This is a genomic window from Mesorhizobium sp. WSM4935 (genome assembly GCF_029625735.1).
Taxonomy (GTDB): Bacteria; Pseudomonadota; Alphaproteobacteria; order Rhizobiales; family Rhizobiaceae; genus Mesorhizobium.
Map to the genome: position 1 here is coordinate 131,135 of NZ_JARTVR010000003.1, position 25,452 is coordinate 156,586.

At 63.1% G+C, this 25,452-nt stretch carries 31 protein-coding genes; 20 read left to right on the plus strand and 11 right to left on the minus strand.

Translation table 11 applies throughout. The features are described 5' to 3' along the window. Positions 1–103 precede the first annotated feature (103 nt). On the minus strand, positions 104–1,885 hold the full coding sequence (locus P9273_RS08615; RefSeq protein ID WP_278048513.1) for an adenylate/guanylate cyclase domain-containing protein: 1,782 nt from the start codon (positions 1,883–1,885) through the stop codon (positions 104–106). Positions 1,886–2,304: 419 nt separating this feature from the next. Here P9273_RS08615 and P9273_RS08620 point away from each other — a divergent pair, with 419 nt between their 5' ends. After that, positions 2,305–2,562 (plus strand): PepSY domain-containing protein, encoded by a 258-nt coding sequence (locus P9273_RS08620; RefSeq protein ID WP_278048514.1) that lies wholly within the window; start codon positions 2,305–2,307, stop codon positions 2,560–2,562. Positions 2,563–2,759: 197 nt separating this feature from the next. Then, entirely contained in the window at positions 2,760–3,239 is a 480-nt protein-coding gene (locus P9273_RS08625) for a hypothetical protein (protein WP_442920199.1), read from the plus strand. A 63-nt stretch (positions 3,240–3,302) separates the two neighbouring features. Here P9273_RS08625 and P9273_RS08630 read toward each other — a convergent pair whose 3' ends face one another. Together P9273_RS08630 and P9273_RS08635 are read right to left on the minus strand one after the other, a co-directional pair. Further along, on the minus strand, positions 3,303–5,189 hold the full coding sequence (locus P9273_RS08630) for a L,D-transpeptidase family protein (RefSeq protein ID WP_278048516.1): 1,887 nt from the start codon (positions 5,187–5,189) through the stop codon (positions 3,303–3,305). A gap of 222 nt (positions 5,190–5,411) precedes the next feature. Beyond that, the gene (locus P9273_RS08635; protein ID WP_278048517.1) at positions 5,412–6,158 is read right to left on the minus strand and encodes a 3-oxoacyl-ACP reductase family protein; all 747 of its coding nucleotides are present in this window, start codon (positions 6,156–6,158) and stop codon (positions 5,412–5,414) included. Positions 6,159–6,268: 110 nt separating this feature from the next. On the opposite strand from P9273_RS08635, the gene P9273_RS08640 reads away from it, so the two are divergent. Next, positions 6,269–6,880 carry a TetR/AcrR family transcriptional regulator gene (locus P9273_RS08640; protein ID WP_278048518.1) on the plus strand — a complete coding sequence of 204 codons (612 nt, stop codon included), beginning with the start codon at positions 6,269–6,271 and terminating at the stop codon, positions 6,878–6,880. A 173-nt stretch (positions 6,881–7,053) separates the two neighbouring features. Beyond that, positions 7,054–7,455 (plus strand): rhodanese-like domain-containing protein, encoded by a 402-nt coding sequence (locus P9273_RS08645; protein WP_278048519.1) that lies wholly within the window; start codon positions 7,054–7,056, stop codon positions 7,453–7,455. A gap of 8 nt (positions 7,456–7,463) precedes the next feature. On the opposite strand, the gene P9273_RS08650 is transcribed toward P9273_RS08645, so the two are convergent. Then, positions 7,464–8,372 carry an alpha/beta hydrolase gene (locus P9273_RS08650; RefSeq protein ID WP_278048520.1) on the minus strand — a complete coding sequence of 303 codons (909 nt, stop codon included), beginning with the start codon at positions 8,370–8,372 and terminating at the stop codon, positions 7,464–7,466. Positions 8,373–8,419: 47 nt separating this feature from the next. Between P9273_RS08650 and P9273_RS08655 the strand changes: the two genes are divergently transcribed. Beyond that, complete coding sequence (locus tag P9273_RS08655; protein WP_278048521.1) at positions 8,420–8,872, plus strand: MarR family winged helix-turn-helix transcriptional regulator; 453 nt, start codon at positions 8,420–8,422, stop codon at positions 8,870–8,872. Positions 8,873–8,883: 11 nt separating this feature from the next. Here the strand turns inward: P9273_RS08655 and P9273_RS08660 are convergent, their stop codons facing one another. Beyond that, positions 8,884–9,495: a pyridoxamine 5'-phosphate oxidase family protein gene (locus tag P9273_RS08660; RefSeq protein ID WP_278048522.1), complete on the minus strand. Its 612-nt coding sequence runs from the start codon at positions 9,493–9,495 to the stop codon at positions 8,884–8,886. Between the two features lie 83 nt (positions 9,496–9,578). Then, on the minus strand, positions 9,579–9,932 hold the full coding sequence (locus P9273_RS08665) for a gamma-butyrobetaine hydroxylase-like domain-containing protein (protein WP_040982795.1): 354 nt from the start codon (positions 9,930–9,932) through the stop codon (positions 9,579–9,581). 270 nt (positions 9,933–10,202) lie between these two features. Here P9273_RS08665 and moaA point away from each other — a divergent pair, with 270 nt between their 5' ends. The 13 genes from moaA (at position 10,203) to P9273_RS08730 (ending at position 19,884) form a co-directional block, all read left to right on the plus strand. Next, the gene (gene moaA / locus P9273_RS08670; protein ID WP_278048523.1) at positions 10,203–11,198 is read left to right on the plus strand and encodes a GTP 3',8-cyclase MoaA; all 996 of its coding nucleotides are present in this window, start codon (positions 10,203–10,205) and stop codon (positions 11,196–11,198) included. Positions 11,199–11,228: 30 nt separating this feature from the next. Continuing rightward, positions 11,229–11,759: a hypothetical protein gene (locus P9273_RS08675; RefSeq protein ID WP_278048524.1), complete on the plus strand. Its 531-nt coding sequence runs from the start codon at positions 11,229–11,231 to the stop codon at positions 11,757–11,759. 88 nt (positions 11,760–11,847) lie between these two features. Beyond that, positions 11,848–12,204: a hypothetical protein gene (locus tag P9273_RS08680; protein ID WP_041006631.1), complete on the plus strand. Its 357-nt coding sequence runs from the start codon at positions 11,848–11,850 to the stop codon at positions 12,202–12,204. Between the two features lie 124 nt (positions 12,205–12,328). Further along, entirely contained in the window at positions 12,329–13,249 is a 921-nt protein-coding gene (locus P9273_RS08685; RefSeq protein WP_278048525.1) for a DMT family transporter, read from the plus strand. A gap of 4 nt (positions 13,250–13,253) precedes the next feature. Then, a complete protein-coding gene (gene mobA / locus P9273_RS08690) occupies positions 13,254–13,886 on the plus strand; it encodes a molybdenum cofactor guanylyltransferase MobA (protein WP_278048526.1) in 633 nt (210 codons plus the stop codon). Next, on the plus strand, positions 13,883–14,398 hold the full coding sequence (gene mobB / locus P9273_RS08695) for a molybdopterin-guanine dinucleotide biosynthesis protein B (protein WP_278048527.1): 516 nt from the start codon (positions 13,883–13,885) through the stop codon (positions 14,396–14,398). The genes mobA and mobB overlap by 4 nt, the downstream gene beginning before the upstream one ends. A gap of 151 nt (positions 14,399–14,549) precedes the next feature. Beyond that, complete coding sequence (locus P9273_RS08700) at positions 14,550–15,335, plus strand: ABC transporter substrate-binding protein (protein ID WP_040994841.1); 786 nt, start codon at positions 14,550–14,552, stop codon at positions 15,333–15,335. Positions 15,336–15,412: 77 nt separating this feature from the next. Further along, entirely contained in the window at positions 15,413–16,129 is a 717-nt protein-coding gene (locus tag P9273_RS08705; protein WP_278048528.1) for an ABC transporter permease, read from the plus strand. Then, positions 16,126–16,950: an ABC transporter permease gene (locus P9273_RS08710; RefSeq protein WP_278048529.1), complete on the plus strand. Its 825-nt coding sequence runs from the start codon at positions 16,126–16,128 to the stop codon at positions 16,948–16,950. The genes P9273_RS08705 and P9273_RS08710 overlap by 4 nt, the downstream gene beginning before the upstream one ends. Before the next feature lie 178 nt (positions 16,951–17,128). Next, positions 17,129–17,998 (plus strand): NAD(P)-dependent oxidoreductase, encoded by an 870-nt coding sequence (locus P9273_RS08715; RefSeq protein ID WP_278048530.1) that lies wholly within the window; start codon positions 17,129–17,131, stop codon positions 17,996–17,998. A gap of 6 nt (positions 17,999–18,004) precedes the next feature. Next, the gene (locus P9273_RS08720; protein WP_040994850.1) at positions 18,005–18,709 is read left to right on the plus strand and encodes a DNA alkylation repair protein; all 705 of its coding nucleotides are present in this window, start codon (positions 18,005–18,007) and stop codon (positions 18,707–18,709) included. Next, positions 18,669–19,247 (plus strand): GNAT family N-acetyltransferase, encoded by a 579-nt coding sequence (locus P9273_RS08725; RefSeq protein WP_278048531.1) that lies wholly within the window; start codon positions 18,669–18,671, stop codon positions 19,245–19,247. Before P9273_RS08720 ends, P9273_RS08725 begins: the two co-directional genes overlap by 41 nt. Before the next feature lie 64 nt (positions 19,248–19,311). Next, on the plus strand, positions 19,312–19,884 hold the full coding sequence (locus P9273_RS08730; RefSeq protein ID WP_278048532.1) for a DUF3299 domain-containing protein: 573 nt from the start codon (positions 19,312–19,314) through the stop codon (positions 19,882–19,884). Between the two features lie 21 nt (positions 19,885–19,905). Here the strand turns inward: P9273_RS08730 and P9273_RS08735 are convergent, their stop codons facing one another. The 4 genes from P9273_RS08735 to P9273_RS08750 form a co-directional block, all read right to left on the minus strand. Beyond that, positions 19,906–20,397, minus strand: a complete 492-nt coding sequence (locus tag P9273_RS08735; RefSeq protein ID WP_006205209.1) for an Lrp/AsnC family transcriptional regulator — start codon at positions 20,395–20,397, stop codon at positions 19,906–19,908. A 107-nt stretch (positions 20,398–20,504) separates the two neighbouring features. Then, the gene (locus P9273_RS08740) at positions 20,505–21,122 is read right to left on the minus strand and encodes a uracil-DNA glycosylase family protein (RefSeq protein ID WP_278048534.1); all 618 of its coding nucleotides are present in this window, start codon (positions 21,120–21,122) and stop codon (positions 20,505–20,507) included. A gap of 28 nt (positions 21,123–21,150) precedes the next feature. Then, on the minus strand, positions 21,151–21,762 hold the full coding sequence (locus P9273_RS08745) for a glutathione S-transferase (RefSeq protein WP_278048535.1): 612 nt from the start codon (positions 21,760–21,762) through the stop codon (positions 21,151–21,153). A 47-nt stretch (positions 21,763–21,809) separates the two neighbouring features. Beyond that, the gene (locus P9273_RS08750; RefSeq protein ID WP_278048536.1) at positions 21,810–22,433 is read right to left on the minus strand and encodes a thermonuclease family protein; all 624 of its coding nucleotides are present in this window, start codon (positions 22,431–22,433) and stop codon (positions 21,810–21,812) included. A gap of 76 nt (positions 22,434–22,509) precedes the next feature. Between P9273_RS08750 and P9273_RS08755 the strand changes: the two genes are divergently transcribed. Then, the gene (locus P9273_RS08755; RefSeq protein WP_278048537.1) at positions 22,510–24,036 is read left to right on the plus strand and encodes a sensor histidine kinase; all 1,527 of its coding nucleotides are present in this window, start codon (positions 22,510–22,512) and stop codon (positions 24,034–24,036) included. Positions 24,037–24,053: 17 nt separating this feature from the next. Here P9273_RS08755 and P9273_RS08760 read toward each other — a convergent pair whose 3' ends face one another. Beyond that, on the minus strand, positions 24,054–25,049 hold the full coding sequence (locus tag P9273_RS08760; protein WP_278048538.1) for a nicotinate-nucleotide--dimethylbenzimidazole phosphoribosyltransferase: 996 nt from the start codon (positions 25,047–25,049) through the stop codon (positions 24,054–24,056). Positions 25,050–25,211: 162 nt separating this feature from the next. Between P9273_RS08760 and P9273_RS08765 the strand changes: the two genes are divergently transcribed. Next, positions 25,212–25,442, plus strand: coding sequence for a DUF1289 domain-containing protein (locus tag P9273_RS08765; RefSeq protein WP_278048539.1), 231 nt, complete (start codon positions 25,212–25,214; stop codon positions 25,440–25,442). Positions 25,443–25,452 lie beyond the last annotated feature (10 nt).

Genomic DNA, 25,452 nt, shown 5'->3' on the forward strand with positions numbered 1-25,452 from the left:
CGGCTGTCCACGTCAATGCGATGCCGGCATTGTTCTGGCCTAGGTTTGCATCGGTCCGGCGTATGTGAATTCGCTCACAGTCATTTGTTAGTCGACCCAGTGATCATGCTGCGGACTTGGCCAAATCGAAATTGCCGATCAGGAAATTGTTCTTGGCCGGGTCCACGAACGGTATCCAGCGTATCCTCTGCTCGGAAAAATCGGGGTGCCTGGTCATGAAAATCGCAAGCTCGCGCGCTGCCTCATCACACCGGCCGCTTCTCATCAGCGCGCCTATCTTCAAGAACCTGGCGTAGAAATAGCCTGGCGACAGGTTGAGCGAACGCTCGGCGGTGGCGATCGCGGCCGGCCAGTCCTCGACGAAGCAATAGGCCGCGGCCAGTTCTCCCAGATTGTGGAAACGATAAAGGTCGAACGGGCTCAACCGCTCGGTGTCGAGGAAGAATGGGATTGCGCCGGTCGCATCGCCAAGCAAAAGCCGCGCGCTGCCCATGGCCGAGCGGGCGAAGGCAAAGCTCGGATTGATGTGGATTGCCTCGGCAAGGTGCTCAGCCGCCAATGCCGGCAGGCCGCGCATGATGTCGGCTGCGCCGAGATAGGCATGCGGACGCGCATCGAGGCTGTCCATCAGCAGCGCCTTGCGTGCAAGCGTCTCGACTTTCTCGAGATCGTCGCTGTCGCCGAAACGAAGCCACGCCCGCCAGAAATACCACCATGCGAGCTCGTTGAGCACCGCGCTCGAATTCGGATCGTCCCGGTAGGCTCTCTCGAAGAATTCGAGGGCGATGTCGGTGTCGCGGCGGGTGCGCCTGTTCATGTGCCAACGGCCACGCCTGACCAATTGCCAGGTTTCGAGGCTTTCCCACGGCACCTGGAACGTGCGCGCCTGCTCGGCGCGGTCGACCTCCTTGTCGAGGATGGAAACGATCTCACTGCCGATCTGGTCGCGCAGGCTGAAGATGTCGACGAGATCGCGGTCGAAGCGTTGCGACCAGACCAGGCGCCCGTTCGAGGTGTCGGTGAGCGACGTGTTGAGGCGGATCTGCCTGTCGGAGCGCGCCAGCGTGCCGCTGACGATGTAGCGCGCGCCGAGCGCATTGCCGATGAGCCTTGTACCCAGGCTGTCGTCTCGAAACTGGAAGCTGGAGCCCTTGGCGATGACCGAAAGCCAGCGCGTGTTGGAAAGGCCGTATATGATGTCCTCGGCGATACCGTCGGCCATATAGCCGACATCGGGTTCGCTTCCGTTGCCCTGGAACGGCAGCACGGCGATTGCGGGGGGGCCTTTGGCGACCGGCCTGTAACGGCCGGGCGTTGCGGGGATGGAAGCGAAGGAAGCCGCCGCGACAGGACCGTTGCCGCCGCGGCCGGCGATCAGGACCTGCACCGGCAGGGCGATGTTCTTCAGGCTGAATTCGCCGAGATCGGTGAAGACGGCCGACGTCTTGTCCTTCACGTGATGCCATGTCGTCGCGGAGATGGCGACGCCGTCATGCGGCGCGAATTCCTGCAGCCGGGCTGCGATGTTCACGTCGTCGCCATAGAGCCGGCCTTCCCGGACGATGACGTCGCCGGTGTTGATCCCGGCGCGGAACGGCATGCGCATGTCCTCAGCGACCGCGGCATTCAGCGCCGCGATCCGGGACTGAAAATCGAAGGCCGCGCGCAAGGCTTCGATCGGGGTGCCGAATTCGGCCATGATGCTGTCGCCGGCATCGCCGAACGTACGCCCGCCAAAGGCGCCGCAACTGTCGGCAATGATGTCTCGCCTCTCCTCGAAGGCGGCGACGGCGAGCTCGTCGTCGATGCCCATCAGTCGCGAGAATCCTACGGCGTCGATCGAAATGATTGTCGCAAGCTGACGGGTATAATTCCGTTCAGCCATGATCGAGCCCCCAGTCCCCGCTTCCAGTCCAGAACAGGCGACCTGCGCTCAAAAGAAACACGTCGCCGTCTGCCGATGGATATCCCCGGCAGGTCCGGCGCGCCGTTGCCACCCTGTTATGGCCAGAACTCTATCAGGGTCTTGCCGAAAGCTCTACTACGAACAGCTAATATGACAAACTCGCCATCCGGCGCATGGTTAGTCGTTCGTTACATCGAGCGGCGTCTCCAGACACCTCCTCTACCCTTTGAAATCAAACGACCTTCGCGCCAAGCGATCCTTGAATTGGTTACCGGCGGACATGGATTGGCCCGCATCGAGGCAAACGCTTCGGGAAGCGTTGTTCTTACGCGGCGGAACCAACCTGCCCAGGTGCGAGTTTCTGAGCGCATCTGCCAACACGAGATTTGAGGGCTCTCATGCGCACTGTTGTTTTGGCAACCGGTATCGCGGCCTCCCTGGCCGGCGGGCCGGTCTCCGCGGCGGACGACAAACCACTGCCGCCGCAGAATGCCAAGAAGCTCTCGGAAATCGTCGCCAAGGTCGAGCACCGCACCGACTTCCGCTATGTGAAGGATGTCGATTGGGATAGCGACGGCTACACCGTCACCTACTACACCACGGACAAGGCCAAGGTCCAAATCACCTACGATCCCGTGACCGGCGAACCCAAGTAGGCTGCCTCGCCTGCCCGCCTTGATGTTCCGTCAGGCCTAACGGAGCACAGACCCTGCCCGGTTTTCCTACCTCTGTGCTTTGGCACTGAACACTCCTGTGCCGCGCGCGAAAACCCGGCGCGACGGACCACACTTGCATCGATAAAGCTTTGGTGGCTGACTGCCCGTCATGATTGCGGGCACGGGGGTGCATGGCAATGATCGGCTACGTCCTGAAGCGCATCCTGATGGTGCTTGTCGGTTATCTGGTCGCTGTGCTTGTCGGGTTGATCGCCGTGGTGGTGATCTACGCGGTGTTGAGCTCGCTGCCCAACGCGCCAGCTTATTTCGGGCTTATGGAGTTCACGCCGGTCGCCGTTCTGGTGGTGCCGCCGCTCGGCATGTTCGTCTATTTCCTGACGATCATACTGACGGGGATGCAGACGGTGGTCTTTGCCCTGATCGCCGAGCTCTTCTCCCTACGCAGCTTTTGGCTGCACATGGTCTTCGGCGCTGCCGCCGCGGCTGCCGGTTTCATGCTGATCTGGCCCGATGCCACCGATGACCCGGAACGCTGGGCCGACATGGGCATTGTCGCCGCCGCCGGCCTGGTGGCCGGCCTGGTCTATTGGTTGATCGCCGGGCGCGACGCCGGCTTCCGCCGGCCGTTGATCAAAGCAATTCCAGGACAAGTGTGAAGCGGTCAGGCTTGGTGGCTTCGCCGTAGCCTGCCGTCCGGAATTGCCTCGGAGTAAATGCGGTCAGCTTGCCGGCGTGCGCACCGCTTCGGTCGCGTACAGCGCCTGCATCAGCTTGGAATCGCGGTCATAGACGTCGTCGAAATACTCGACCTTGCCGGACATGTCCGGCCACGCCGTGAAATAGGCGACATAGACCGGGATGACGCGCGTGACATTCTCGGTCGAATGGCCGTGCTTTAGCTTCTCGGCGATATCGTCGACCGTGGTGCCCAGCACGGCGGCGGCCATGCCGCGCGGATCCTGCAACCGCACGCAGCCATGGCTGAGCGCCCGCATGTCGCGCGCGAAGAACGACTTCTGCGGCGTGTCGTGCATGTAGATGGCATGCTTGTTGGGGAAGAGAATCTTCAATTCGCCCAAGGCATTGGCCTCGCTTGGCTGCTGACGTACGCTGAACGGAATGTTGGCGCCATAGGCGCCCCAATCGACCGCCGCCGACGGGATACGCTTGCCGCGCGAATCCGTCACCTCATAGCCGGCGCGGTCGAGATAGCCCGGATCGCTGCGTAGCCTTGGCAGCATCTCGTTGACGATGATCGACTGCGGCACGCCCCAATAGGGATGAAAGTCAACCTGCTTGATCTGGTTGTAGAAGAAGGCGGTCTGGTTGGTGACCCGGCCGATGACCGCGCGGGTCTTCAGTTTCTCCTCGCCATTGTCGATATAGCTGGCGGTGAAGGCCGGCTGGTTGATGAAGACGCGCGGGCTGCCGAGATCCGACGGCATCCAGCGCAGTTCCTCGAGCGCCACCTTGACCTTCTCGATCTTGTCGGCCTTCGACGTGCCAGCCAGCGAAGCCACCGTGCGCGGGCCGATGACACCGTCGCCCTTCATGCCGGCGCGCTGCTGCACGGCCTTGATCACCGGCACCAGTTCGGGTTCGTAGACCTCGCTCTTGCCCAGCCTGGCGAGGATTTCGCCGTAATTGCCGCCCATCTCATCGTCGAGATTGCGGGCGATCAGCGTCAGCAATTTGGGCAGTTCCGGGCTGCTCTCGCCGGGCTTGAGCAGCAATTTGGGATCGACGACGATTTCGTTTTCCTCGCTGGCCTCGAGCGCCTCCAGCTCGACGCGCAGCGCCTGGTACTCGGCATTTTGCGGATGCCGCGATTCCAGATAGGTGCGGACCTCCTGGGTATGCGCCAGCGTCTTCAGCGCGCCTTCCAGGTCGAAGGGCTTGGCCGGGAAATCATAGTAGCCGGTCATCCGGTTGGGGTCGACGCGGCCGCTCTGGGCGTCATGCGCATAGCGCAGCACACGCGCCGACAGCGCCATCTCGAAGCGGACCAGCTCCTTGGTCCGCTCTTCCGGCGCGGCGGAGCTTGAGGAAGCCGGAACATCGACGGAGTAGTCGGCTGGCGTCAAGCCGTAGCTCGCCGCCTCGCCCAGGACTCGCACCGCATCCTGCGCCCGGCTGTTGGGGGCATTGTCGCTCACCCAGATGAAGTCCGGATTGGCCGAATAATAGGCGATCAGCGCCTTGGCGATATCCGGCTCGGCGAACAGCTCGTAATCGCTCAAGCCTGCGACGGCATCTCGGAAGCTGTTGCTCGTCACCGACGGAACAAAGGCAGCGTCCTGCGCGGTCACCGGCTGGGGTGCCGGCAGCAGCGACTTGAAATCGACCCGCACAAGCTTGTCGGCCCTGTAGGTGTTGTAGGTCGGGCTGCTGATCCTGACGCTGCCACCACCCTCTCCGCCTGGCGCGGCCGGCCGTATCTTGCGCGGCTTCGGCGGCGGCGGAAATTCGCCTTGCGGGTTGTGCCGGATGCCGCCGCCGAACAGCATGTCGAACAGCCCTTGCGCGCTTGCCGGCTGCTGCCCGAGGACAAGCGTCGCCGCGATCGCCATCGGCAGGACAGCTTTTTTGTTCCCGAGGATTTTCATGCTTCACCCGCACCGGTTGAAACCGGTTCCCGTTCCGTGCCGCTGGACGGTCCCGCCCTCCGCATTGCGGATGTATGACGTGACTATACCGATTCATACTGATTTCGTTAAGCTTCCATAAATTTCCGGAGCCGTGTTGCAGAACGGTTTCACATCATCGTGAGACCCAAAGCGGCGATTGCTCCGGGCCCCACGCGCTCGCAAAAGCTGTCGAAAAAACAATCAGGCGTTGGCGCCGCCATCCATGGTCAACGATGCCCCGGTGACGAAGCGCCCTTCGGGGCTAGCCAACCAGGCCACCATCCCCGCGATCTCCTCCGCCTCACCGAAGCGCGGTGTCGCCATCTTCCGGCGCTGGTGCTCCGCATGTGGCCCGTCCGCGGGATTCATGTCCGTGTCGGTCGAACCCGGGTGGACAACATTGGCGGTGATGCCGCGCGGACCGAGGTCGCGCGCCAGAGCCTTCGTCAGTCCGATCAGCGCCGCCTTGCTGGTCGAATAGGCGCTGAGGCCCGGATCCGTCACGCGCTCGGCCAGATTGCTGCCGATCGATATGATCCTGCCGCCATCCGCCATATGCCGCGCGGCGGCCTTGGAGGCGACGAAAGGCGCTCTGAGATTGACCTCCATGCTCTCGTCGAAATCGGCGAGCGACAAGGCATCGATCGGCGCGGCGCGCCAAATGCCGGCGCTGTTGACCAGGATGTCGAGCCGCCCGAACGCATCTATCGCCTGGTCGACGGCGCTTTCGATCGCCCGGGCATCGCGCCCGTCGGCCCTGATGGCGATGGCGCGCCCGCCGGCCGCCTCGATGTCATCGACCACGGCGCGCGCCTGCGCCTCGCCATTCACATAGGTCAAGGCGACGCTCGCGCCGTCACGCGCCAATCTTTTCGCGATGGCTGCGCCTATACCGCGGCTGCCGCCGGTGACGAATGCAGCCTTGCCGCGCAACTGGTTGGAAGACATTGGATTCTCCTTATGTAGCGATCGATACATAAATGCCTGCCAAGCTTGCCGAATGCCGTCAAGTGAATTATGTATCGATCAACACAGAAATGAGCCACCGGAGGGACACCGTGTCGGAAAGAGGTCGCCCGCGCAGCTTTGATCGAGCCGCCGCCTTACGTCGGGCGATGGAGGTCTTCTGGGCCAAGGGCTATGAAGGCGCCTCGGTCAGCGACCTGACCGCGGCCATGGGCATCAATTCGCCAAGCCTCTACGCCGCCTTCGGCAGCAAGGAGGCGCTCTTCCTCGAAGCAATCGACCTCTACACGCGCAGGGAAGGCACCGATATCTGGTCGACGCTGGAAGAAGCCCCGACCGCGCGGCGCGCGATCGAGGGTTTTTTGACTGAGACCGCCCGGGCCTATTCACAGACCGACCGGCCGCAGGGTTGCCTGATCGCGCTCGGAGCCTTGCATCAGGATTCGACGCAGGGGATGATCTGCCAGGATCTGCGCCGCCGCCGCGCCGAAAATCAGACGGCGCTTGAAAGACGTCTAGAGCGGGCAGTGGCTGAAGGCGAACTGCCTGCCGGCTTCGATTGCCAGGCCGCGGCCACCTTTTTCGCCACCGTACAGCATGGCATGTCGATCCAGGCGCGCGACGGGGCAACCCATGCCGCCCTTATGGCGACCGTTGCCGGCGCCATGGCGGCATGGACGACGATGGCCGGCGCTAGAGGATGATCCCTAAAAGTGGGAATCGGTTTTCGGAGAAACATCATGCTCCAACAAAGAGTTAGACCGTGATGGCGATTCAACGAAGGTCATCACGATCTAACGCCTGACCCCGTGACAAACGTCAGGCTTTGTGATCGAAATTCCGGCGGCCCCGACAAACGTGGCCGGGAGGATCTGACGTGAAGAAAGGGTATCGCCAGCTTCTCGACGAAGCGAATGCCGAGATCGAGGTTGTGTCGCCGGAGGAGGCCGCGGGGCTGCTGGAGGATGACGAGACGATCTTCGTCGATCTGCGCGACCCGCGCGAGGTCGAGCGCGACGGCAAGATCCCCGGCGCCAAGCATGTGACGCGCGGCATGCTGGAATTCTGGATCGATCCCGAAAGCCCTTACCACAAGCCATTCTTCGCCAGCGGCAAGACCTTCGTCTTCTTCTGCGCCGGCGGCTGGCGTTCGGCTTTGGCCACCAAGACCGCGCAGGATATGGGCCTGACGCCGGTCAAGCATATCCTCGGCGGCTACACCGCCTGGAAGGCGGCCGGGCTGCCCGTGGAGCCGGGGCAGAAAAAGAAGGTAGAATGACAGGCTGATTAGTGCAGCGTCGTTTCGCGCTGCCCGGTCACGAAACCCACCGCCCGTGCAACGACATCCCTGTCGGCGAGGATACGGCGATGGCCGAGCCCGTCGGCCCAGTGCAGGTGGACATGCTCGCCGGCGCCCGCATAGCGCTTCGCGTGGTCGGCATGGACCTCGCGATCGTCGGGCGCGTGGATGATCAGTGTCGGCACGGATGCCGCGGCCAGCTGGCGATCGCCGGTGAATTCGCTGAGCGGCCGGCCTGACAGATGCTTCACCCGGTCCGCCATGGCAACGCGGGAGCGTGGGCCGACATTCATCATGTCGCTGAAATCGTCGAAAATCGCAGGCAAGGAGCTCGGCGCGGCAATGAGCACCAGCTTCTGCGCCTTGAGCGGCGGCATGCCCTTGACCGAGGCCGCGACGGCATTGGCGGCAATCGCGCCGCCGAAGGAATGGCCGACGACGGCGGCAAAGGGACCGAACCATTCACCGGCGACCCGCGCCGCGTCCACGGCATTCACCATGTTGAGATGGCGGCCAAGCGAATGGCCATGTCCAGGCAGGTCGAGCGAGACGACCTTGTAGGCGGCCGCGCGAAACCCTTCGATCAAAGCGCGCATATATTCGGTGCGCGAGCGCCAACCATGGATGACGAGCACCGTGCCGCGCGATTCCGTGCCCGGTTCCGGCCGGAATTCATGCAGGGCGACGCAGTCCGTCCTGGTCTTCAGCCGGTGATGGCGCGCCTCGGCCATGAAAGCTGAGGCCCGCTCGACCGCACGGCGTTCGCCGTCGCTCAAGGCCTTGACGCTGGGTGTCCGGCAAAACAGTTCGAACGCGGCACGGCCGCCAAGACGCGGCGCAACATGCTCGGCCGCGCCGAAAACGCCCCGGATGACCTTCATTCCAAATGATGCCATATTGGCAGTCCATCCATTCGTTCAAGCATGAACATAATAGTTCAAACATGAACATTAAGCAAGAGCTGCCCTGGGACAATCCTCGCTTTCGCAACTGGGTTGCGGTGGCGCGCGCCTGCCATGTGCTGGAGCGCACGCTGGCGGTGAAGCTCGCCCCGCTCGACCTCAAGCCGGCGCAGCTCGACGTGTTGATGAACCTCTACCGGCACCCCGGCATGTCGCAGCATGACCTTGCCCGCAGGCTCCTGGTCGGCCGCTCCAACGTCACCATGCTGTTGCCCCAGCTCGAGACGCGCGGGCTGGTGCGCCGCGAGGGCGACGAGAAGGACAAGCGGGTGCTGCGGCTGAACCTCACCGAGGCGGGCGAGGCCCTGCTGATGAAGGCGCTGAAGATTCACATGGCGCTGATCGAAAAGGCGATGAGCCAGTCGACCCCGGAACAGTGCGACATGATCGGCGAGCAGATGCGCAAGATCGCCGACGTGCTGAAGGAAGCCTGAACGGCTTCCGACTACCACATCGTCTTCTTCGCCCGTTTTGGCCATTCCTGGTCGTAGGTCTCGCCGTCGATGCTCTTGCGGCTGGTGACCTCGAGGATTCGGCCGGGTGTCGGCAGCGACTTCGGATCGACATGCCTGGCCGGATTCCAGAGTTCCGACCGCACGATGGCGCGGGCGCACTGGAAATAGACGGTGTCGACATCGATGACGGTGACCGAGCGGGCCGGCTTGCCGTCGACCATGAAGGACGCGCAAAGCTCGGCGTCGGTCGTGATATGCGCGCGGCCGTTGACGCGCAGCGTGGTGCCCGAGCCCGGCACCAGGAAGAGCAGTCCGACGCGCGGATCGCGAATGATGTTCTTCAACGAATCGGCGCGGTTGTTGCCGCGCCTGTCCGGCATCATCAGCGTCTTGTCATCGACGATGCGCACGAAGCCGGCGAGATCGCCGCGCGGCGAGCAGTCCAGCCCCTCAGGCCCGCTGGTCGCGAGCGCCACGAAGGGCGAGGCCTCGATGAAGGCGGCATATTCGGGAATCACATGGTCGAGTTCCTTGACGACCGAAGCCTCGCCCGGCAGCCCGTAGAGGGCCTCGAGCTGTTCGACGGATGTGATGCGCGACATCTTCTTCCCCCTGACCTTTTGCCGGCGCTACCCGATGTCCATGACGCATTGACGACAGCCGATATTGGATTGCCAGCCCCGGGCTAGCGATCCCGACTCAGCCCCTTCTCGGCCAGCTCGGCAAGATAGGCGTTCCAGCGCTCGTCCTTCTCGTGGCCGAGCGTATGCAGATAGTTCCAGGTGAAAATGCCGGTGTCGTGGAAATCGTCGAAGGTGATGCGCACCGCATAATTGCCGACCGGCTCGATCTTGAGGATCGCGACATTGCGTTTGCCGGGCACGGTCACGCGCTGTTCCGGCGAATGGCCTTGCACTTCCGCCGATGGCGAGGCCACGCGCAAAAACTCCGCCGGCAATTCGAACGGTTGATGACCGGGAAAGGTTACGGTCAGCAGCTTGCGGTCCTTCGAGACCCTGAGTTCCTTTGGCGCGGTCATGGCTGGTCCTGTCTGGGTTGCGCCCTTCCCTACGCCGCTTCGCACGATCCGGAAAGATCATGCCAATGCAGGTCGCACAGAAGTGCGCAGCGGTTCCGGGACATGCAACGCGACAAGACCTAAAGCTCGTAACGCGCTTTGGGCAGCCGACACGCGATGTCGGTCGGGGAATGTTACCAAAGATCAAGACCTTCTATCTTGAATGCGGCGTTGGATCGTATCACATAGCCGTATATAACGACGCCACTCAGGCCACGGGAAGCGCTTGCAATGGACATGATCGACCCCTTCGGTCGCACGATCAGCTATCTGCGCGTGTCGGTCACCGACCGCTGCGATTTCCGCTGCACCTATTGCATGGCCGAGGACATGACCTTCCTGCCGAAGAAGGATCTGCTGTCATTGGAAGAGCTTGACCGGCTATGCACCGTTTTCATCGAAAAGGGCGTGAAGAAGCTGCGGCTGACCGGCGGCGAGCCGCTGGTGCGCAAGAACATCATGCATCTGGTGCGTCAACTGTCGCGGCATCTGGAGACGGGTGCCCTGGAAGAGCTGACGCTCACAACCAACGGCTCGCAGCTGTCGCGCTTCGCCGCCGAGCTCGCCGATTGCGGCGTCAAGCGCATCAACGTCTCGCTCGACACGCTGGATGCCGCGAAATTCCACCAGATCACGCGCTGGGGCAATCTCGGCAAGGTGATGGAAGGCATCGACGCGGCGCAGAAGGCCGGGCTGAAGATCAAGCTCAATACGGTCGCGCTGCGCGACTTCAACGATGCCGAAATCCCTGAGCTGATGCGCTGGGCACATGGCCGCGGCATGGACCTCACCCTCATCGAGACGATGCCGATGGGCGAGATCGATGCCGACCGCACCGACCAGTATCTGCCGCTGTCGCTGCTGCGCGCCTCGCTGGAACGCCAGTTCACGCTCACCGACATTCCTTACAAGACCGGCGGTCCTGCCCGTTATGTGCATGTCGCCGAGACCGGCGGCAGGCTCGGCTTCATCACGCCGATGACGCATAATTTCTGCGAGAGCTGCAACCGCGTGCGGCTGACCTGCACCGGCACGCTCTATATGTGCCTTGGCCAGGAGGACGCCGCCGATCTGAGGGCGCCGCTGCGCGCCTCCGAAGGCAACGAGCTGCTCGGCGAGGCGATCGACGAGGCCATCGGCCGCAAGCCTAAGGGCCATGATTTCGTCATCGACCGCCGCACCAGCCGTCCTTCGGTGTCGCGGCATATGAGCGTCACCGGCGGCTGATTTTTTCTGCGATTTGGTGCAGGATCGCCTTTGGTCATCGACCAAGGGGGTATCATGCAGCATCTTCGTCGCATCGGCTTGTTTTCCACGCTTCTGTTCTTGTTGACGAACTTGACGACGGCGGCGCTGGCCAAGCCGTTCACCTATGTCAACGCCCGCTTCGGCACCGTGTGCACTTTCCCGGACAAGATTTTCAGCAAGCGCATGCCCGAGCCCGAAAACGGCGATGGCCTCGAGTGGCAAAGCGCCGACGGCGCCAGCGTGGCCTGTTACGGCAGCTACAATGCACTCGACGATACCCCCGACAGCCTGGTTCAGAACGAAAAAGCCAGCCCGGAGCCGGGAGAAAAAGTCACCTACAGCAAGACCGGCAAGAAGTGGGCGGTGCTGTCGGGCACGAAGGGCGACAACATCTTCTATCGTCGATCCGTATTCGGAAAGGAGGATGTCGTCCACACCGTCTTCATCGAGTATCCCGCGGCGCTCAAGGCGAAATACGACCCGCTGGTCGGCGCCATTGCCGCAAGCCTGCACGAGGCGACCGGGCCACACTCGAAATAAACCCTGCAAGCCATCCGCCGCCCGATTTACCGCCGGCCTTTTCCGGCCTAGCCTTCGAAGCGCGATTTTCGCTCTAGGGGGAGTGCACATGCGCACATTCATGCTTTCACTTGCTATGCTTGGGATCGCCTCCATGCCGGCCGCTGCTCAGTCGATCGGCGGCACCTACACCGTCGCGGGCACCAATTTCGACGGCTCGAAATATGGCGGCGAGGCAACCATCACGCTGACCAGCGACACGACCTGCACGATCCACTGGGAAACCGGCGGCTCGACTTCGGACGGTATCTGCATGCGTAACGACAATGCGTTTTCCGCCGGCTATGCGATGGGCAAGGAAGTCGGTCTCGTCGTCTACAAGATCGAGAAGGACGGCTCGCTGCACGGGCTGTGGACCATCGCCGGCCAGAACGGCAACGGCACCGAAGTGCTGACGCCGAAATAAGTCTTCGGAGCCTCGACAAATCGATCTCATGGGCCGCGTAGAAATTCGTGGCCCATTTCTTTTGGCGTTGCTGTTTCCGCCGACCTGCTACAGGTTTGAGCCAAAATAGAGTCCGGAAACGCCTTTGCCCCTCTCGCCAAATCTGCGCGGCGCGCTGTTCATGATCGTGGCCATGGTCGGCTTCACCTTGAACGATGCCATCACCAAATTCTCTTCCGAGTCGATGAACATGGCGCAGGTCATGCTGGTGCGCGGCGCCTTCGCCTCCCTGTTCGTCGGCCTGCTCGCTTGGCGGCGCGGCGCGCTTGCCAATCCGGCCGCGATGCTGCAGCCGATGGTGGCGATGCGCGTCGCCGGCGAGGCCGGCGCCACGGTGTCGTTCCTGATCGCGCTTGCGCATCTGCCGATCGGCAACGTCTCCGCTGTCATGCAGGCGCTGCCGCTTGCGGTGACTATGGGCGCGGCCCTGGTGTTCGGCGAAGGCGTCGGCTGGCGGCGCTGGACCGCGATTGCCGCCGGCTTCGCCGGCGTGCTGATCATCGTGCGGCCAGGTTTCGAAGGGTTCAGCGTCTATTCGCTGGTGGCATTGGCCAGCGTCGCCTGCTGCGCGGTGCGCGATCTCTCCACCAAGCGCATCCCGGAGGCGATCCCGACCCTGCTGGTGTCGACGGCGACCGCGCTTGCCATGACCGTGCTTGGCGCGCTGCTCTTGTCGCCGATGGGCGGCTGGACGCCGATGAGCGGCCGGGCGACCGCGCTTCTGGCGCTCGCGGCAGTGCTGGTGCTCATCGGCTATCAGTTCATCATCATGGCGATGCGTTCGGGCGACATCTCCTTCATCGCGCCCTTCCGCTACACCGCCCTGCTCTGGTCGATCCTGCTCGGCCTCGTCATTTTCGGCGACGTCCCCGACCTGCCCATGATCGTCGGCGCCGCCATCATCATCGGCTCGGGCCTCTATGCGCTCTACCGCGAGCGCGTCGTCGGCAGACGGCAACCTGCCGCCGAAAGCGCTGGACCCGATATGGCGCCGGACGGCATATAGGCCGATGGACCGAAATGTTGCGGGGATCATTCTGGCGGGAGGCCAGTCGCGCCGGATGGGCGGCGGCGACAAGCCGCTGCTTTCATTGGGCAAAGCCAGGCTGATCGATCATGTCGCGTCGCGCTTGAAGCCACAGGTCGCGGCCCTGGCGCTCAACGCGAACGGCGACCCGGCGCGATTTGCCGGCCTGGGCCTGCCGGTTCTCGAAGACACCGTGCCGGGCCATGCCGGGCCACTAGCGGGCATTCTAACCGGCCTCGAATGGGCGGCGAGGAAAACGCGCTGCAGGTGGCTGATGAGCGCCGCCGGCGACACACCATTCTTCCCCGACGATCTCGTCGAGCGCCTCGCAGCCGCAACCCGCGATCGTCCGGGCGCGATCGCCGTCGCCAGTTCGGACGGCAGATCGCACCCGACCTTCGCGCTATGGCCGCTCGGCTTGCGCGACGCCCTGCACCATTTCCTGGTCGAAAAGGACAACCGGCGGGTTTCGGCCTTCATGGAGAGCCAGGGCCATGTCGAGGTCGAGTTCCCGATGATCGCGGTCGGAAACCAAAAGATCGACCCTTTCTTCAACGTCAACACACCGGACGACCTTGCGGCGGCAGAGCGTCTGTTGCAAACCCTCAGGCCATGAGACGCGTATTCGGCATCACCGGCTGGAAGAACTCCGGCAAGACGACCCTGACGGAAAAGCTTGTCACCGAGCTGGTGGCGCGCGGCTGGACGGTTTCGACGGTGAAGCACGCCCACCATGACTTCGACATCGACAAGCCGGGCGCCGACTCTTTCCGCCATCGGCAGGCGGGCGCCACGGAGATTGCCATCGTTTCCGGCCGGCGCTGGGCGCTGATGCACGAATTGCGGAGCGAGGACGAACCGACGCTGGACGACATTCTGGCGCGGCTGTCGCCCTCGGACATCGTGCTGGTCGAAGGCTACAAGCGCGAAGCGCACAAGAAGATCGAGGCAAGGCGGCTCGAAGCCAAGGATCGGACGCCGCTTTCGGCCAACGATCCCAACATCGTCGCGGTCGCCGCCGACTTTACAGTCGAAGGCGAAGACCTGCCGGTTTTCGATCTCAACGACACGAAGTCGATAGCCGACTTTGTCGAGCGCACAACGGGTCTCGTGGCCCGAACCAAGTAACGCAGCGGCACGTCCTGATTGTCGTTTCCCGTTGATTTGCTGTTGCTTTTTTCTTGGAAAGAGTGGGAGTATCCGCCCCAGCGGGCGGTAAGGAAGCTCCGCCCACAAGAGCCGCACGGGACAGCGGCCATGACAATATGAGAGGATTATCATGCGTATTGCACTGCGTATCGCGCTTGCCGCTTCGGCCGCGCTGCTGACACTCGGCGTCGCCCAGGCTCAGGAAAAAACCCTGAGGATCGGCACCGAAGGCGCGTACCCGCCCTTCAACAACCTGACCTCGGACGGCCAGCTGGTCGGCTTCGACATCGATATCGCCAAGGCTCTCTGCGATGAAATGAAGGTGAAGTGCACCTTCGTCGCGCAGGATTGGGACGGCATCATCCCGGCGCTGCAGGCCGGCAAGTTCGACGCCATCGTCGCCTCCATGTCGATCACGCCCGAGCGCCAGGAAAAGGTGGACTTCACCCACAAATACTACAACACCCCGTCGGCCATCGCCGTGCCGAAGGATTCGCCGCTCAAAGGTGTGACCAAGGAAGACCTCGCCGGCAAAACCATCGGCGTCGCCACCACGACCACGCACTACAATTATGCTTCGAAGACCTACACGGACAGCACCATCAAGGGCTATCCGAGCAGCCCCGAGGAACAGGCCGACCTTGCCAATGGCCGTCTCGACGCCATCGAGGACGACATCGTCGTGCTGCAGCAGTGGCTGGATTCGCCGGACGGCGCCTGCTGCAAGATCCTCGGCCAGCCCTCGCCGCAGCCGGTTGAGATCTTCGGACCGGGCGCCGGCATCGCCGTGCGCAAGGGCGAGACCGATCTTGTCAACAAGCTGAACGCCGCGATCGACGCCATTCGCAAGAACGGAAAGTATAAGGAAATCAACGACAAGTACTTCAAGTTCGACGTTTACGGCGCCGAATCCTGACAATTACGCCAGGGCGGTGAGGCACCCCTCGCCGCCCTTCTCTTCTCCCGGGATCGCCACGGAGACACGACCCGTCAATGCCGGCCCAAAGCATTTGGACACTTCTCAGCTGGGGACCGGACGGCTGGAGTGACGACATTGCGTCTGGCGTTCTGGTCACCATTGCATTGGCGCTCGCCACACTGCCGATCGGCCTTGTGATCGGCTTTTTCGTCGCCTTCGCCAAGCAGCATGAAGAGCCGTCGCTGCGCCTGGCCGGGAACATCTACACCACGGTCTTTCGCGGCCTGCCGGAACTGGTCACGCTGTTCCTGTTCTTCTTCGGCATGCCGCTTCTGTTGCAATATGTCGTGCGGCTGTTCAATCCGGACGCGACGATCGACGTCAACAGCTTCGTCGCCGGCATGATCGTGCTGTCGCTGATCTTCTCCTCCTATGCCAGCGAGGTCTTCCTCTCCGCGTTCCGCGCCATTCCGAAAGGCCAGTATGAGGGCGGCTACGCCATTGGCCTGTCGAAATGGCAAACGATGCGGCTGGTGATCCTGCCGCAGCTGATACGCATCGCCTTTCCGGGCCTCGAGAATTGCTGGCTGAGCCTGCTCAAGGACACCTCGCTGGTCTCGGTGGTCAATCTCGCCGAGACCTTGCGCCAATCCGGCGTCGCGGCGCGCGTCACCAAACATTCCTTCCTCTTCTACAGCGTCGCGGCGCTGATCTTCCTGGCGCTGGCCGTCCTGTCGTCGATCGCTACCAGCTACATCCTGCGCTACCTCGGGCGGAGGGAAGCGCGATGAGCGTCAGCCAGGCGATCGCCATCGACAAGCCGCCTTCGCAAGCGCGCGGCTGGCCCCGAGCCCGCATCCTGGGCTACGCGCTGGTCGGCATCTGGAGTCTGTTCGGCCTCGGGATCGTGGCCTATCTCGTCTATGCCTGGAACGCCGAGTTCTTCGCCAGATACGCACCGGCCTATCTGCAAGGACTAGGAACCACCCTGTCGCTGGTGGCCATCTCCATGATCCTTGGCGCCGTCCTGTCGCTTCCGGTCGCCTATGGCCGCATGTCGAAGAACCCGTTCCTGTCCGGGCTTGCCTATTGCTACGTCTATTTCTTCCGCGGCACGCCGCTGCTGGTGCAGACCTATCTGGTCTATTACGGCATCGGCTCGTTCCGCCCTGAGCTTGAAACGGTCGGGCTGTGGTGGTTCTTCCGCGAGGCTTTCTACTGCGGCGTCTTCGCCTTTTCGCTCAACACCGCAGCCTATCAGGCCGAAATCCTGCGCGGCGCCATCGAAAGCGTGCCGCGCGGCCAATGGGAAGGTGCGGCCTCGCTCGGCCTCCACAAATTGCAGACGCTGCGCAAAGTGATCCTGCCGCAGGCGATCATCGTCGCGCTCAGGCCCTACGGCAACGAGCTCATCCTGATGATCAAGGCCTCGGCAATCGTCGCCATCATCACGGTCTATGACCTGATGGGCAACGCCAAGCTCGCCTATGCCAAATCCTTCGACATCCAGGCCTATATCTGGGTGGCGATCGTCTATCTGGTGATGGTCGAGATCCTGCGCCATGGCGTCGAGTGGATCGAGCGCCGGATCACCGTCCATCTGCATCGATGATGCATTTCGCCTAAAAGTGCGCAGCGGTTTTTAGGGGAAACGACATCCATAAAACAAAGACTTAGATTGCCGCCTCGGCCGCCTGCACCAGTCGATGCGCCGCTGCGCGCCTTGACGAATTTTTCGCAGGGCCTAGACCTTCCGCCACTGAATCTCTGTTTTGTTGGAAGGCAGGCTTATGGCATCGGTTGCATTTCTCGGTCTTGGCGTCATGGGCTATCCGATGGCCGGACACCTCAGGAACAAGGGCGGCCATGACGTCACCGTCTATAACCGCACCAAGGCAAAGGCCGAGCAATGGGTGGCCCAGCATGGCGGCAAACTGGCGCTGACGCCGGCCGAGGCTGCCGAGGGCAAGGACTTCGTCTTCTCCTGCGTCGGCAATGACGATGATCTGCGCTCGGTGACGACAGGTGCCAACGGCGCCTTCGCCGCGATGAAGAAGGGTTCCGTCTTCATCGACAACACCACGGCCTCGGCCGAGGTCGCGCGCGAGCTTGATGAAGCTGCGCGCCAAGCGGGTTTCTCTTTCCTCGACGCGCCGGTGTCCGGCGGCCAGGCCGGCGCCGAGAACGGCGTCCTGACCGTGATGGTCGGCGGCGAGCAGTCGGCCTTCGACAAAGCCAAGCCGGTCATCGATGCCTATGCCCGCATGGTCGGGCTGATGGGCTCGGCCGGCGCCGGCCAGCTGACGAAAATGATCAACCAGATCTGCATCGCAGGCCTCGTTCAGGGGCTGGCCGAAGGCATCCATTTCGGCAAGAAGGCCGGCCTCGACATCGAAAAGGTCGTCGAGGTGATCTCCAAGGGCGCCGCCGGCTCCTGGCAGATGGAGAACCGCCACAAGACGATGAATGCCGGCAAATATGATTTCGGCTTCGCCGTCGACTGGATGCGCAAGGATCTCGGCATCTGCCTGGCCGAAGCCAATCGCAATGGCGCCAAGCTGCCGGTGACGGCGCTTGTCGACCAGTTCTACAAGGATGTGCAGGACATGGGCGGCAAGCGCTGGGATACCTCCTCGCTTCTCGCGCGCCTGGAAAAATAGGCGACGATGCCTCTGCCCGGTCCGAGCTGGAGCGCCGACGACATCGTTGCGCATTTGCGCACGATCGGCACCGAGGCGGACCGGGCGGGCATGGCGCGCTTCGGCATCAACACGGCAAGCGCGCTCGGCGTCGGCAATTCGCAATTGCGGCCGCTGGCGCGCAAGGTGACGAAGAACCACGAGCGATCGCTTCTGCTGTGGGATAGCGGTATCCGGGAAGCGCGTCTGATGGCGGCCTTCACCGGCGAGCCGAAGAAGATCGACGTCGATCAATGCCGGCGCTGGGCCGCGGATTTCGACAGCTGGGAGATCGTCGACACCGTCGCCGACCTATTCGCCGAAACGCCCTTCTGGCGCGATCTGATCAACGAGTTCGCCGAAGACGAACGCGAATTCGTCCGCCGCACCGCCTTTGCCATGCTGGCCTGGAGCGCGGTGCATCTCAAGAAAGAGCCGGACGCGACCTTCCTTGCCTATCTGCCATTGATCGAGAAACATGCCGGCGACCCGCGCAATTTCGTCCGCAAGGCGGTCAATTGGGCGCTGCGGCAGATCGGCAAGCGCTCGATGAGCTTGCACGCCCCTGCCCTTGCGCTGGCGGAAAAGCTGGCAGCATCGTCGGACAAGACGGCGCGCTGGATCGGCAAGGATGCGGTGAAGGAACTGACGGATGCCAAACAGCTCGCAAGGCTCGCAGCCGCAAAAACCTGACCTTTCCGGCGTCCGCTTTGTCGAGGTCACGCAAGAAACGCGTGGCCGTTTCGAGACATTGTTCGAGCAGCCCGGCGCTCCGAAATATTGCTGGTGCACGGCCTGGCGCCATTCCAGCCGCGAGCACATTGAGAACGACGAGAAAAAGCGCATGATGATGGCGCTGATCGCTGCCGGCACCCCGGTCGGAATCCTCGCCGAGTTGGACAGCGGACCGGTCGGCTGGTGCTCGGTCGCGCCGCGCGAGACCTACCGGAAACTTTCAAGGCAGCAGGACGAAACCGAGACCGGCATCTGGTCGATCGTCTGCTTCTATGTGCCGAGGGCTTTGCGCGGCCGCGGACTGGCCTCCGCCCTGCTCGACGCTGCGATCGACCGTGCCTTCTCCAAAGGCGCGCGTGTCATCGAAGCCTATCCCGTCGACGAGGCCGCGCCCAGCTATCGCTTCATGGGCTTTCGCGAGATGTTCGCCGCGCGCGGCTTCCATGAGACCGGAACCGCCGGCACGCGCCGGCATGTCATGCGGCTGGATCGGTGAGCCCGGATAGGTCACGACGCTTTTACTCGATTCCGGAAATCGGCTGGCGGAGGATGGAAGGATCATGAGCAAGCGTTTCAAATCAGGCGCGGCGCTGGTGGCCGCGCTTCTCTTCACGGCCACCGAAGCCGATGCCGCGGCCGACGTGGCGCATATCCTCTGGAAGGATCTGCGTCCCGCGACGCAAGCTGTCGCCGAGGACGCAAACCTGCCGATGATCGCGGCAAAACTGCCCGACCACGGCGAGACCTTGTCGCTCAATCTGCAGGACAAGACGATAAAATTAGCCGGCTATGCATTGCCGGTCGATCGCGAGGGCGATCTTGTCTATCAATTCCTGCTGGTGCCATGGACCGGCGCCTGCAGCCACATGCCGACGCCGCCGCCGAACCAGATCGTGCTGGTGACGCCGGCGCATCCCTACACGCTGAAAGAGGCTTATGAGCCGGTCGCGGTCACCGGCGTGCTGAAGCCCGGGATGGAGAAAAGCCAGCTTTTCATCCTTGACGGCGTGTCGATCGTCCAGTCCGGCTACACCGTGCGCAAGGCCGAAGTGGCAAGCGTCGACAGCGTGCCGGACACGGTGACCCTTCCGGTCAACTCGCCGTGGAATTTCCTCAACAAGAAGAAGAACTAAGGCCGATCGGCGCAGCCGGTGTCAGGCCGCGTTGGCGCCCGATTCCTTGTCCAGCACCATGTAGTCGAGCGGGATTTCCGTCGTGTACTTGATCTGCTCCATGGCGAAGGACGACGACACGTCGCGGATCTCGATCTTGGCGATCAGCCGCTTGTAGAAGGCATCGTAAGCGGCGATGTCGGGCACCACCACGCGCAGCAGGTAATCGACGTCACCGCTCATACGGTAGAATTCGACCACTTCCGGGAATTCCTGGATGACCTCGGAGAAGCGGCGCAGCCATTCATGGCTATGCGAATTGGTGCGGATGGAAACGAAGACGGTGACGCGCACATTGACCTTCTCGTGGTCGAGAATGGCGACGCGCCGCTTGATGACGCCCTCCTCCTCGAGCTTCTGGATGCGCCGCCAGCAAGGCGTGGTCGACAAGCCGACTTTCTTGGCGACATCGGCGACCGCGAGCGTCGCGTCCTCCTGCAGGAGGCGGAGAATTTTTCTATCGAGGCGATCCATGGGAAGCTCCAGGGGAATAGTTTCGCCATAATCCCTTTTATCGGGGCCTTTCACAAGAAAGAAATTCTGCCAAAGGCACGAAAAGCGAGTGATATCTTGCGGAATGCCTAATCGATGCGATAGCGGATTTCCGACCTGAGAAAGGGCAGCAAATCCATTTCAAACCAGGGATTCTTCTTCAGCCAGCCGGTGTTTCGCCACGACGGATGCGGCAGCGGCAGCACTTTCGGCATAGACGGTACATCCCATATGGCGCGCCAGTTCCTGACCGTCTCGGTCAGCGACGGCAGCCGTGTCGTGCCCATATGCCATGCCTGCGCATAACCGCCGATGGTCAGCACCAGGTCGATCTGGGGCATCAGCGCCATCAGCTCCCGGCGCCAGGCCGGCGCGCATTCGCGACGCGGCGGCAGGTCGGAGCCCTTGGCGTCCTGGCCGGGAAAGCAAAAGCCCATCGGCACGATGGCGAACTTTTCTGTGTCGTAGAATTCCTGCGCGCTGACGCCGAGCCAGTTTCTCAGCCGGTCCCCCGAAGCGTCGGTGAACGGCATACCTGACGCATGCACCTTGGTGCCCGGCGCCTGGCCGGCAAGCAGGATCCGCGCCCTGGAGGACGGCCGCAGCACCGGCCGCGGTTGATGCGGCAGGGGCCGGCCGTTTGGCTCGTCGACGCAGATACGGCAGGCCCGCACCCTTTCGGTGAGGCGCTCCAGCGATTGTCTCATATCGGGCGGATTATCCAATTTCCGTCGCTCAGGCCGTCGCGCTCGGCCGGCTTGCAAGCGCCGCGTACCAGCGCAGCACGTTCGTGCATTCCTCCGGCACCTTGATGCGGGCTGGCTTCATGAAATCGATGGCGATCATGCCGGTGATGTCGGCGACCGAATAGGCATCGCCGGCGGCGAATTCGCGCTCCGCCAGCTCATGGTCGAGCAGGTGCAGGAATTCGATCGCCTTCGGCTTGTTGGCCTCGCCCCATTGCGGAATTTGCGGCACCTCCCATTCCTTCATCGCCGGATGGATGTGCCGAAACGCGGCGGCGACGCTGGCCATCAGGTTCAGTTCCATGCGTCTTTGCCACATCTCGACTTTTGCCTTGCCGAGCGCGCCCTTGCCGAACAGCGCGGGCTCAGGATGCAGTTCCTCGAAATAGCGGCAAATGGCGATCGATTCGGTGATGATGGTGCCGTCGTCGAGCTCGAGCACCGGCAGGCGCCGCAGCGGATTGCGCTGCGCCACCTCCTGGCCGCGATGCTCCAGCGCGCCCATGTCGACGGGCACCAGCGGCACCGTCAGCCCCTTCTCGGCAAGGAAGACACGCACGCGCCGGGGATTGGGCGCGCGGCCGCCGTCGAACAGCTTCATTCCATTCTCCAACGTCTCCACCGGATCATAGAGCGCGGGTCCACCCATCACCAGAAGCGAAAAAATTCGCGCAACGCATCGCCGAACGATGCCAGCAAGCCGTGCTTTCTCTCGACCGGCGCGTCATGGTGGCTGTCGCGCCATTGCTGCGGCTCCTCGAAAGTGCCCGCCCAGATACCGGCCTTGGCCGCTCTCGCCACCGCTTCCTCGGTTTCGAAGTCACCGAAGGCAACCGCCCATCCGGCCTGCACCTGGGCCCCGTTTAGGTCGGTGTCGCCCGCCTTGCAATCGCCGAGCAGCCGGCCGTAGCGGTCGCGCTGCCAGCCGCTGCAGGAAACGGGCATGCCGGCGATCAGGCGCACCAGCGATTGCCGCGCCAGCTTGCCGCAGGGATAGTCGGCGCCGGCCTTCCGGCAGGTCTGCTGATATTCCGGAGCGTCGATGCCGCGCATGCGGATGCGCTCGGCACCGAGCGTGATCGAATCGCCGTCATTGACGATCGCCATGCCTTGCTCCTTACGCGTCTCGAAGCGATCGAGCCGCGCCGCCACCAGGATCAGCAACCCCAGCACAAGGATGGCCAGCCCGTAGTCCAGCAGCTTGAACCGGAGGCTTCGCGGCGAACGTGCCGCGTGCCGTCGGCGCGGTCCTCGCAGCCCGAAACGGCTCATATGGCAAACAGTCTCTTAATCATTCGAACGTAGCTTAACGAACTGACAATCGCTGCGCGCAGAAATTGAAGTCTGTATGCCTTTGCAACGCTCGAATACAGCGGATAAATTCATTGTGGACCGCCGGAAACCGCACCGCAACAGCGATGTGGCGCGGGCAGTGCGCAAGACGCGCGACCGCCTTTCGCAGCAGGCTGGCAGCCTCGACTTCGACCGTGAGCTGCTGAAGCTGCATGCGCGCACCATGGTGGTCAGCGCGGTCGCGATCCCCCTGCTCGTGCTCGCCGTGGCGGCCGTCGGCCGGCTGGCGGGCATGGACGGGCAGATCACCATCTGGGCTTTGGCGACGCTGCTTTGCTACACGATCGTCGCTTTCATGGCGCGTCGCGTGGAGCGGACCGAGGCGGCCGAACTCGACCCGGCGCAAACGCGCCGTGACTTCCTGATAGGCCATTTCCTGTGCGGCCTTGGCTGGGCATGGTTCGCCTGGATCGGTTGCGACACATGCCAGGTCGACCAGTTCCATGTGGCCAAGGCCATGGTGATCCTGGTCGCCATGGCGATGACGGCGGTCTTGGCCTCCTCGCTTGGCGGCGCCCTGTTCGCGACCTTCGCCATTCCCGTTGCCGTTTATGTCTACACCATTATGCGTCTGTGGACGCCGATCGAAGCCACGATGGCGGCGTTGCTGATCGCCGCGCTTCCCTTCTTCGGCTATGTGGCGCGACACCTTAATCAGGCTTCGTTGATGGTGCTGTCCTTCCGCTCGGAGAAGGACGCGCTGATCGCCGAAGTAGAGACGGCGAAATCGATGTCGGACGAAGCAAGGCGGCGCGCCGAGGACGCCAATCTGGCGAAATCGCGTTTTCTCGCCTCGATGAGCCATGAGCTCAGGACGCCGCTCAACGCCATCCTTGGCTTTTCCGAAGTGATGGCCAATGAAGTGCTGGGTCCGATGAACAATCCCACCTATCGCGACTACGCCCATGACGTGCACGAGTCCGGACAGCACCTGCTCGACCTGATCAACGAGATCCTCGACCTGTCGCGCATCGAGGCCGGCCGCTACCAGCTCAACGAGGAGCCTGTCGTGCTGGTGACCATCGTCGAGGACTGCTGCCACATGATGGAGCTGCGCGCCCGCAACAAGGACATCCGCATCGTCCAGGAGTTCGAGGAGACCTTGCCGCGCCTCTTCGCCGACGAACGCGCCGTCCGCCAGATCACGCTCAACCTTCTGTCCAATTCGATCAAATTCACCCCGTCCGGCGGCGAAGTGCGCGTGCGCGTCGGCTGGACCGCCGGCGGCGGCCAGTACATTTCGGTCAAGGACAACGGCCCGGGCATACCGGACGAGGAAATCCCGGTGGTGCTTTCGGCTTTCGGCCAAGGCTCGATCGCCATCAAGAGCGCCGAACAGGGAACCGGCCTCGGCCTGCCGATCGTGCAGGGGCTGCTTGCCATGCATGGCGGCGCATTCGAGCTTCATTCCAAGCTGCGCGAAGGCACCGAGGCGATCGCCATCTTCCCGTTGAGCCGGGTGATGGAAGAGCTGCCGGCTTTGCCGACCAAGGCTGTCGCGGCGACGCGCGGACGCCGCTGAAGCGGCATTTGGAACCTTTAACGGCGGACAGCCGCCGCCATGCCCGAACTGGTCAATGCCGCAGCCTTCACGATACCGGCGGCGAGAGCGGCCCCTACCCCTTCGCCATGGCTGATGCCGAAATCGAGCAGCGGCCGCAATCCGAGCCTTTCGGCCGCCTTGGCGTGGCCAGGCTCCGGCGACAGGCTTGCAAGCAGGCAATGATAGAGCGAGCCTGGATTGGCCGCATGGAGGACAGCGGCCGCCGCGGTCGCCACGAACCCGTCGAGCAGGACGGGGATCTTCTCCATGCGCGCCGCGAGAATGGCGCCGCAGATAGCCGCGAATTCGCGTCCGCCGACCTTGCGCAGAGCCTCGAGCGGATCGCCGAGACCGGGGCCATGGAATGCCAGCGCCCGATCCACGACCTCGGCCTTGCGCGCGATCATCGGCGCATCGGCGCCTGCTCCGGGACCGACCCAGTCAGCCCCCTCGCCGCCGAACAGCGCGGCGCAAAGCGCGGCGGCGATCGTCGAATTGCCGACCCCAAGATCGCCCAGGCACAGAAGATCGGCGCCGCCCGCGACCGCCTCCATGCCGAAGGCCATGGTTGCTGCGCAGCCGCGTTCATCGAGCGCGGCCTCCTCGGTGATGTCGCCGGTCGGGATATCCAAGGCGAGGTCGAAGACCTTCAAGCCGAGATCGTTGGCGATGCAGACCTGGTTGATCGCGGCGCCCCCGGCGGCGCAGAGTTCGACCTCGTTGGCGGTCGCCGCCACCGGTCGCGGCGAAATGCCGTGCCTGACGGCACCGTGATTGCCGGCGAAGATCGCCATCAATGGCCGGTTGATCGCCGGCGGCGCGCGCCCGCTCCAGGCGGCAATCCAGGCCGCGATGTCCTCGATCTGCCCCAGCGATTCTTTCGGCTTGTCCGCCTTGGCGAACAGCGCCCGCACACGGGCGCCCGCCGCGTCATCGGCCGGCGGCAGGGCCGCAAGCAGGCTTCGGAAATCGTCGAAAGGCTTAGCTGGCATGTCGGTTCGCGGTTCGTTGCGGAGGTCGCAAGCGGCATAGCCGCCTTCTCCGGCCGGCACAACCGCCTGACGATGCCGCGAATACGTTGCCGTGCGGCGCAATGCGGAGGGCTTGCATTGCTCCGGCGGTTGCACCATGTGGAATAGAGCCAAGAGAACAGCATGTCCGCCATCGAATCCCCCTGCATACTGGTCTGTTCGATCGATATGAAAACCGGCTTCTGTTTCGGTTGCGGCCGCACGCGCGACGAGATTTCCGGCTGGCTCACGATGACCCCTGAAGTTCGTCGATCGGTGATGGCTGAATTGCCGGCGCGGCTCGAAACGGTGGAGCGGCCGCCGCGCCGCGAAACCCGTCGTGCCCGCATGGCGCGCGAGCGCGACGTTTCGTGAGAAGAAACCG

Bases quoted from the DNA above. Each gene is read 5' to 3' on its own strand.
- P9273_RS08720 (WP_040994850.1), top strand. From the start codon at position 18,005: ATGCCTCTGCCCGGTCCGAGCTGGAGCGCCGACGACATCGTTGCGCAT.
- P9273_RS08620 (WP_278048514.1), top strand. From the start codon at position 2,305: ATGCGCACTGTTGTTTTGGCAACCGGTATCGCGGCCTCCCTGGCCGGC.
- P9273_RS08660 (WP_278048522.1), bottom strand. From the start codon at position 9,495: ATGTCGCGCATCACATCCGTCGAACAGCTCGAGGCCCTCTACGGGCTG.
- P9273_RS08725 (WP_278048531.1), top strand. From the start codon at position 18,669: ATGCCAAACAGCTCGCAAGGCTCGCAGCCGCAAAAACCTGACCTTTCC.
- P9273_RS08655 (WP_278048521.1), top strand. From the start codon at position 8,420: ATGAACATTAAGCAAGAGCTGCCCTGGGACAATCCTCGCTTTCGCAAC.
- mobA (WP_278048526.1), top strand. From the start codon at position 13,254: ATGGACCGAAATGTTGCGGGGATCATTCTGGCGGGAGGCCAGTCGCGC.
- P9273_RS08760 (WP_278048538.1), bottom strand. From the start codon at position 25,049: ATGCCAGCTAAGCCTTTCGACGATTTCCGAAGCCTGCTTGCGGCCCTG.
- P9273_RS08755 (WP_278048537.1), top strand. From the start codon at position 22,510: ATGCCTTTGCAACGCTCGAATACAGCGGATAAATTCATTGTGGACCGC.
- P9273_RS08700 (WP_040994841.1), top strand. From the start codon at position 14,550: ATGCGTATTGCACTGCGTATCGCGCTTGCCGCTTCGGCCGCGCTGCTG.
- P9273_RS08630 (WP_278048516.1), bottom strand. From the start codon at position 5,189: ATGAAAATCCTCGGGAACAAAAAAGCTGTCCTGCCGATGGCGATCGCG.
- P9273_RS08715 (WP_278048530.1), top strand. From the start codon at position 17,129: ATGGCATCGGTTGCATTTCTCGGTCTTGGCGTCATGGGCTATCCGATG.
- P9273_RS08705 (WP_278048528.1), top strand. From the start codon at position 15,413: ATGCCGGCCCAAAGCATTTGGACACTTCTCAGCTGGGGACCGGACGGC.
- P9273_RS08625 (WP_442920199.1), top strand. From the start codon at position 2,760: ATGATCGGCTACGTCCTGAAGCGCATCCTGATGGTGCTTGTCGGTTAT.
- mobB (WP_278048527.1), top strand. From the start codon at position 13,883: ATGAGACGCGTATTCGGCATCACCGGCTGGAAGAACTCCGGCAAGACG.
- P9273_RS08680 (WP_041006631.1), top strand. From the start codon at position 11,848: ATGCGCACATTCATGCTTTCACTTGCTATGCTTGGGATCGCCTCCATG.
- moaA (WP_278048523.1), top strand. From the start codon at position 10,203: ATGGACATGATCGACCCCTTCGGTCGCACGATCAGCTATCTGCGCGTG.
- P9273_RS08730 (WP_278048532.1), top strand. From the start codon at position 19,312: ATGAGCAAGCGTTTCAAATCAGGCGCGGCGCTGGTGGCCGCGCTTCTC.
- P9273_RS08650 (WP_278048520.1), bottom strand. From the start codon at position 8,372: ATGGCATCATTTGGAATGAAGGTCATCCGGGGCGTTTTCGGCGCGGCC.
- P9273_RS08735 (WP_006205209.1), bottom strand. From the start codon at position 20,397: ATGGATCGCCTCGATAGAAAAATTCTCCGCCTCCTGCAGGAGGACGCG.
- P9273_RS08745 (WP_278048535.1), bottom strand. From the start codon at position 21,762: ATGAAGCTGTTCGACGGCGGCCGCGCGCCCAATCCCCGGCGCGTGCGT.
- P9273_RS08615 (WP_278048513.1), bottom strand. From the start codon at position 1,885: ATGGCTGAACGGAATTATACCCGTCAGCTTGCGACAATCATTTCGATC.
- P9273_RS08740 (WP_278048534.1), bottom strand. From the start codon at position 21,122: ATGAGACAATCGCTGGAGCGCCTCACCGAAAGGGTGCGGGCCTGCCGT.
- P9273_RS08750 (WP_278048536.1), bottom strand. From the start codon at position 22,433: ATGAGCCGTTTCGGGCTGCGAGGACCGCGCCGACGGCACGCGGCACGT.
- P9273_RS08635 (WP_278048517.1), bottom strand. From the start codon at position 6,158: ATGTCTTCCAACCAGTTGCGCGGCAAGGCTGCATTCGTCACCGGCGGC.
- P9273_RS08765 (WP_278048539.1), top strand. From the start codon at position 25,212: ATGTCCGCCATCGAATCCCCCTGCATACTGGTCTGTTCGATCGATATG.
- P9273_RS08665 (WP_040982795.1), bottom strand. From the start codon at position 9,932: ATGACCGCGCCAAAGGAACTCAGGGTCTCGAAGGACCGCAAGCTGCTG.
- P9273_RS08710 (WP_278048529.1), top strand. From the start codon at position 16,126: ATGAGCGTCAGCCAGGCGATCGCCATCGACAAGCCGCCTTCGCAAGCG.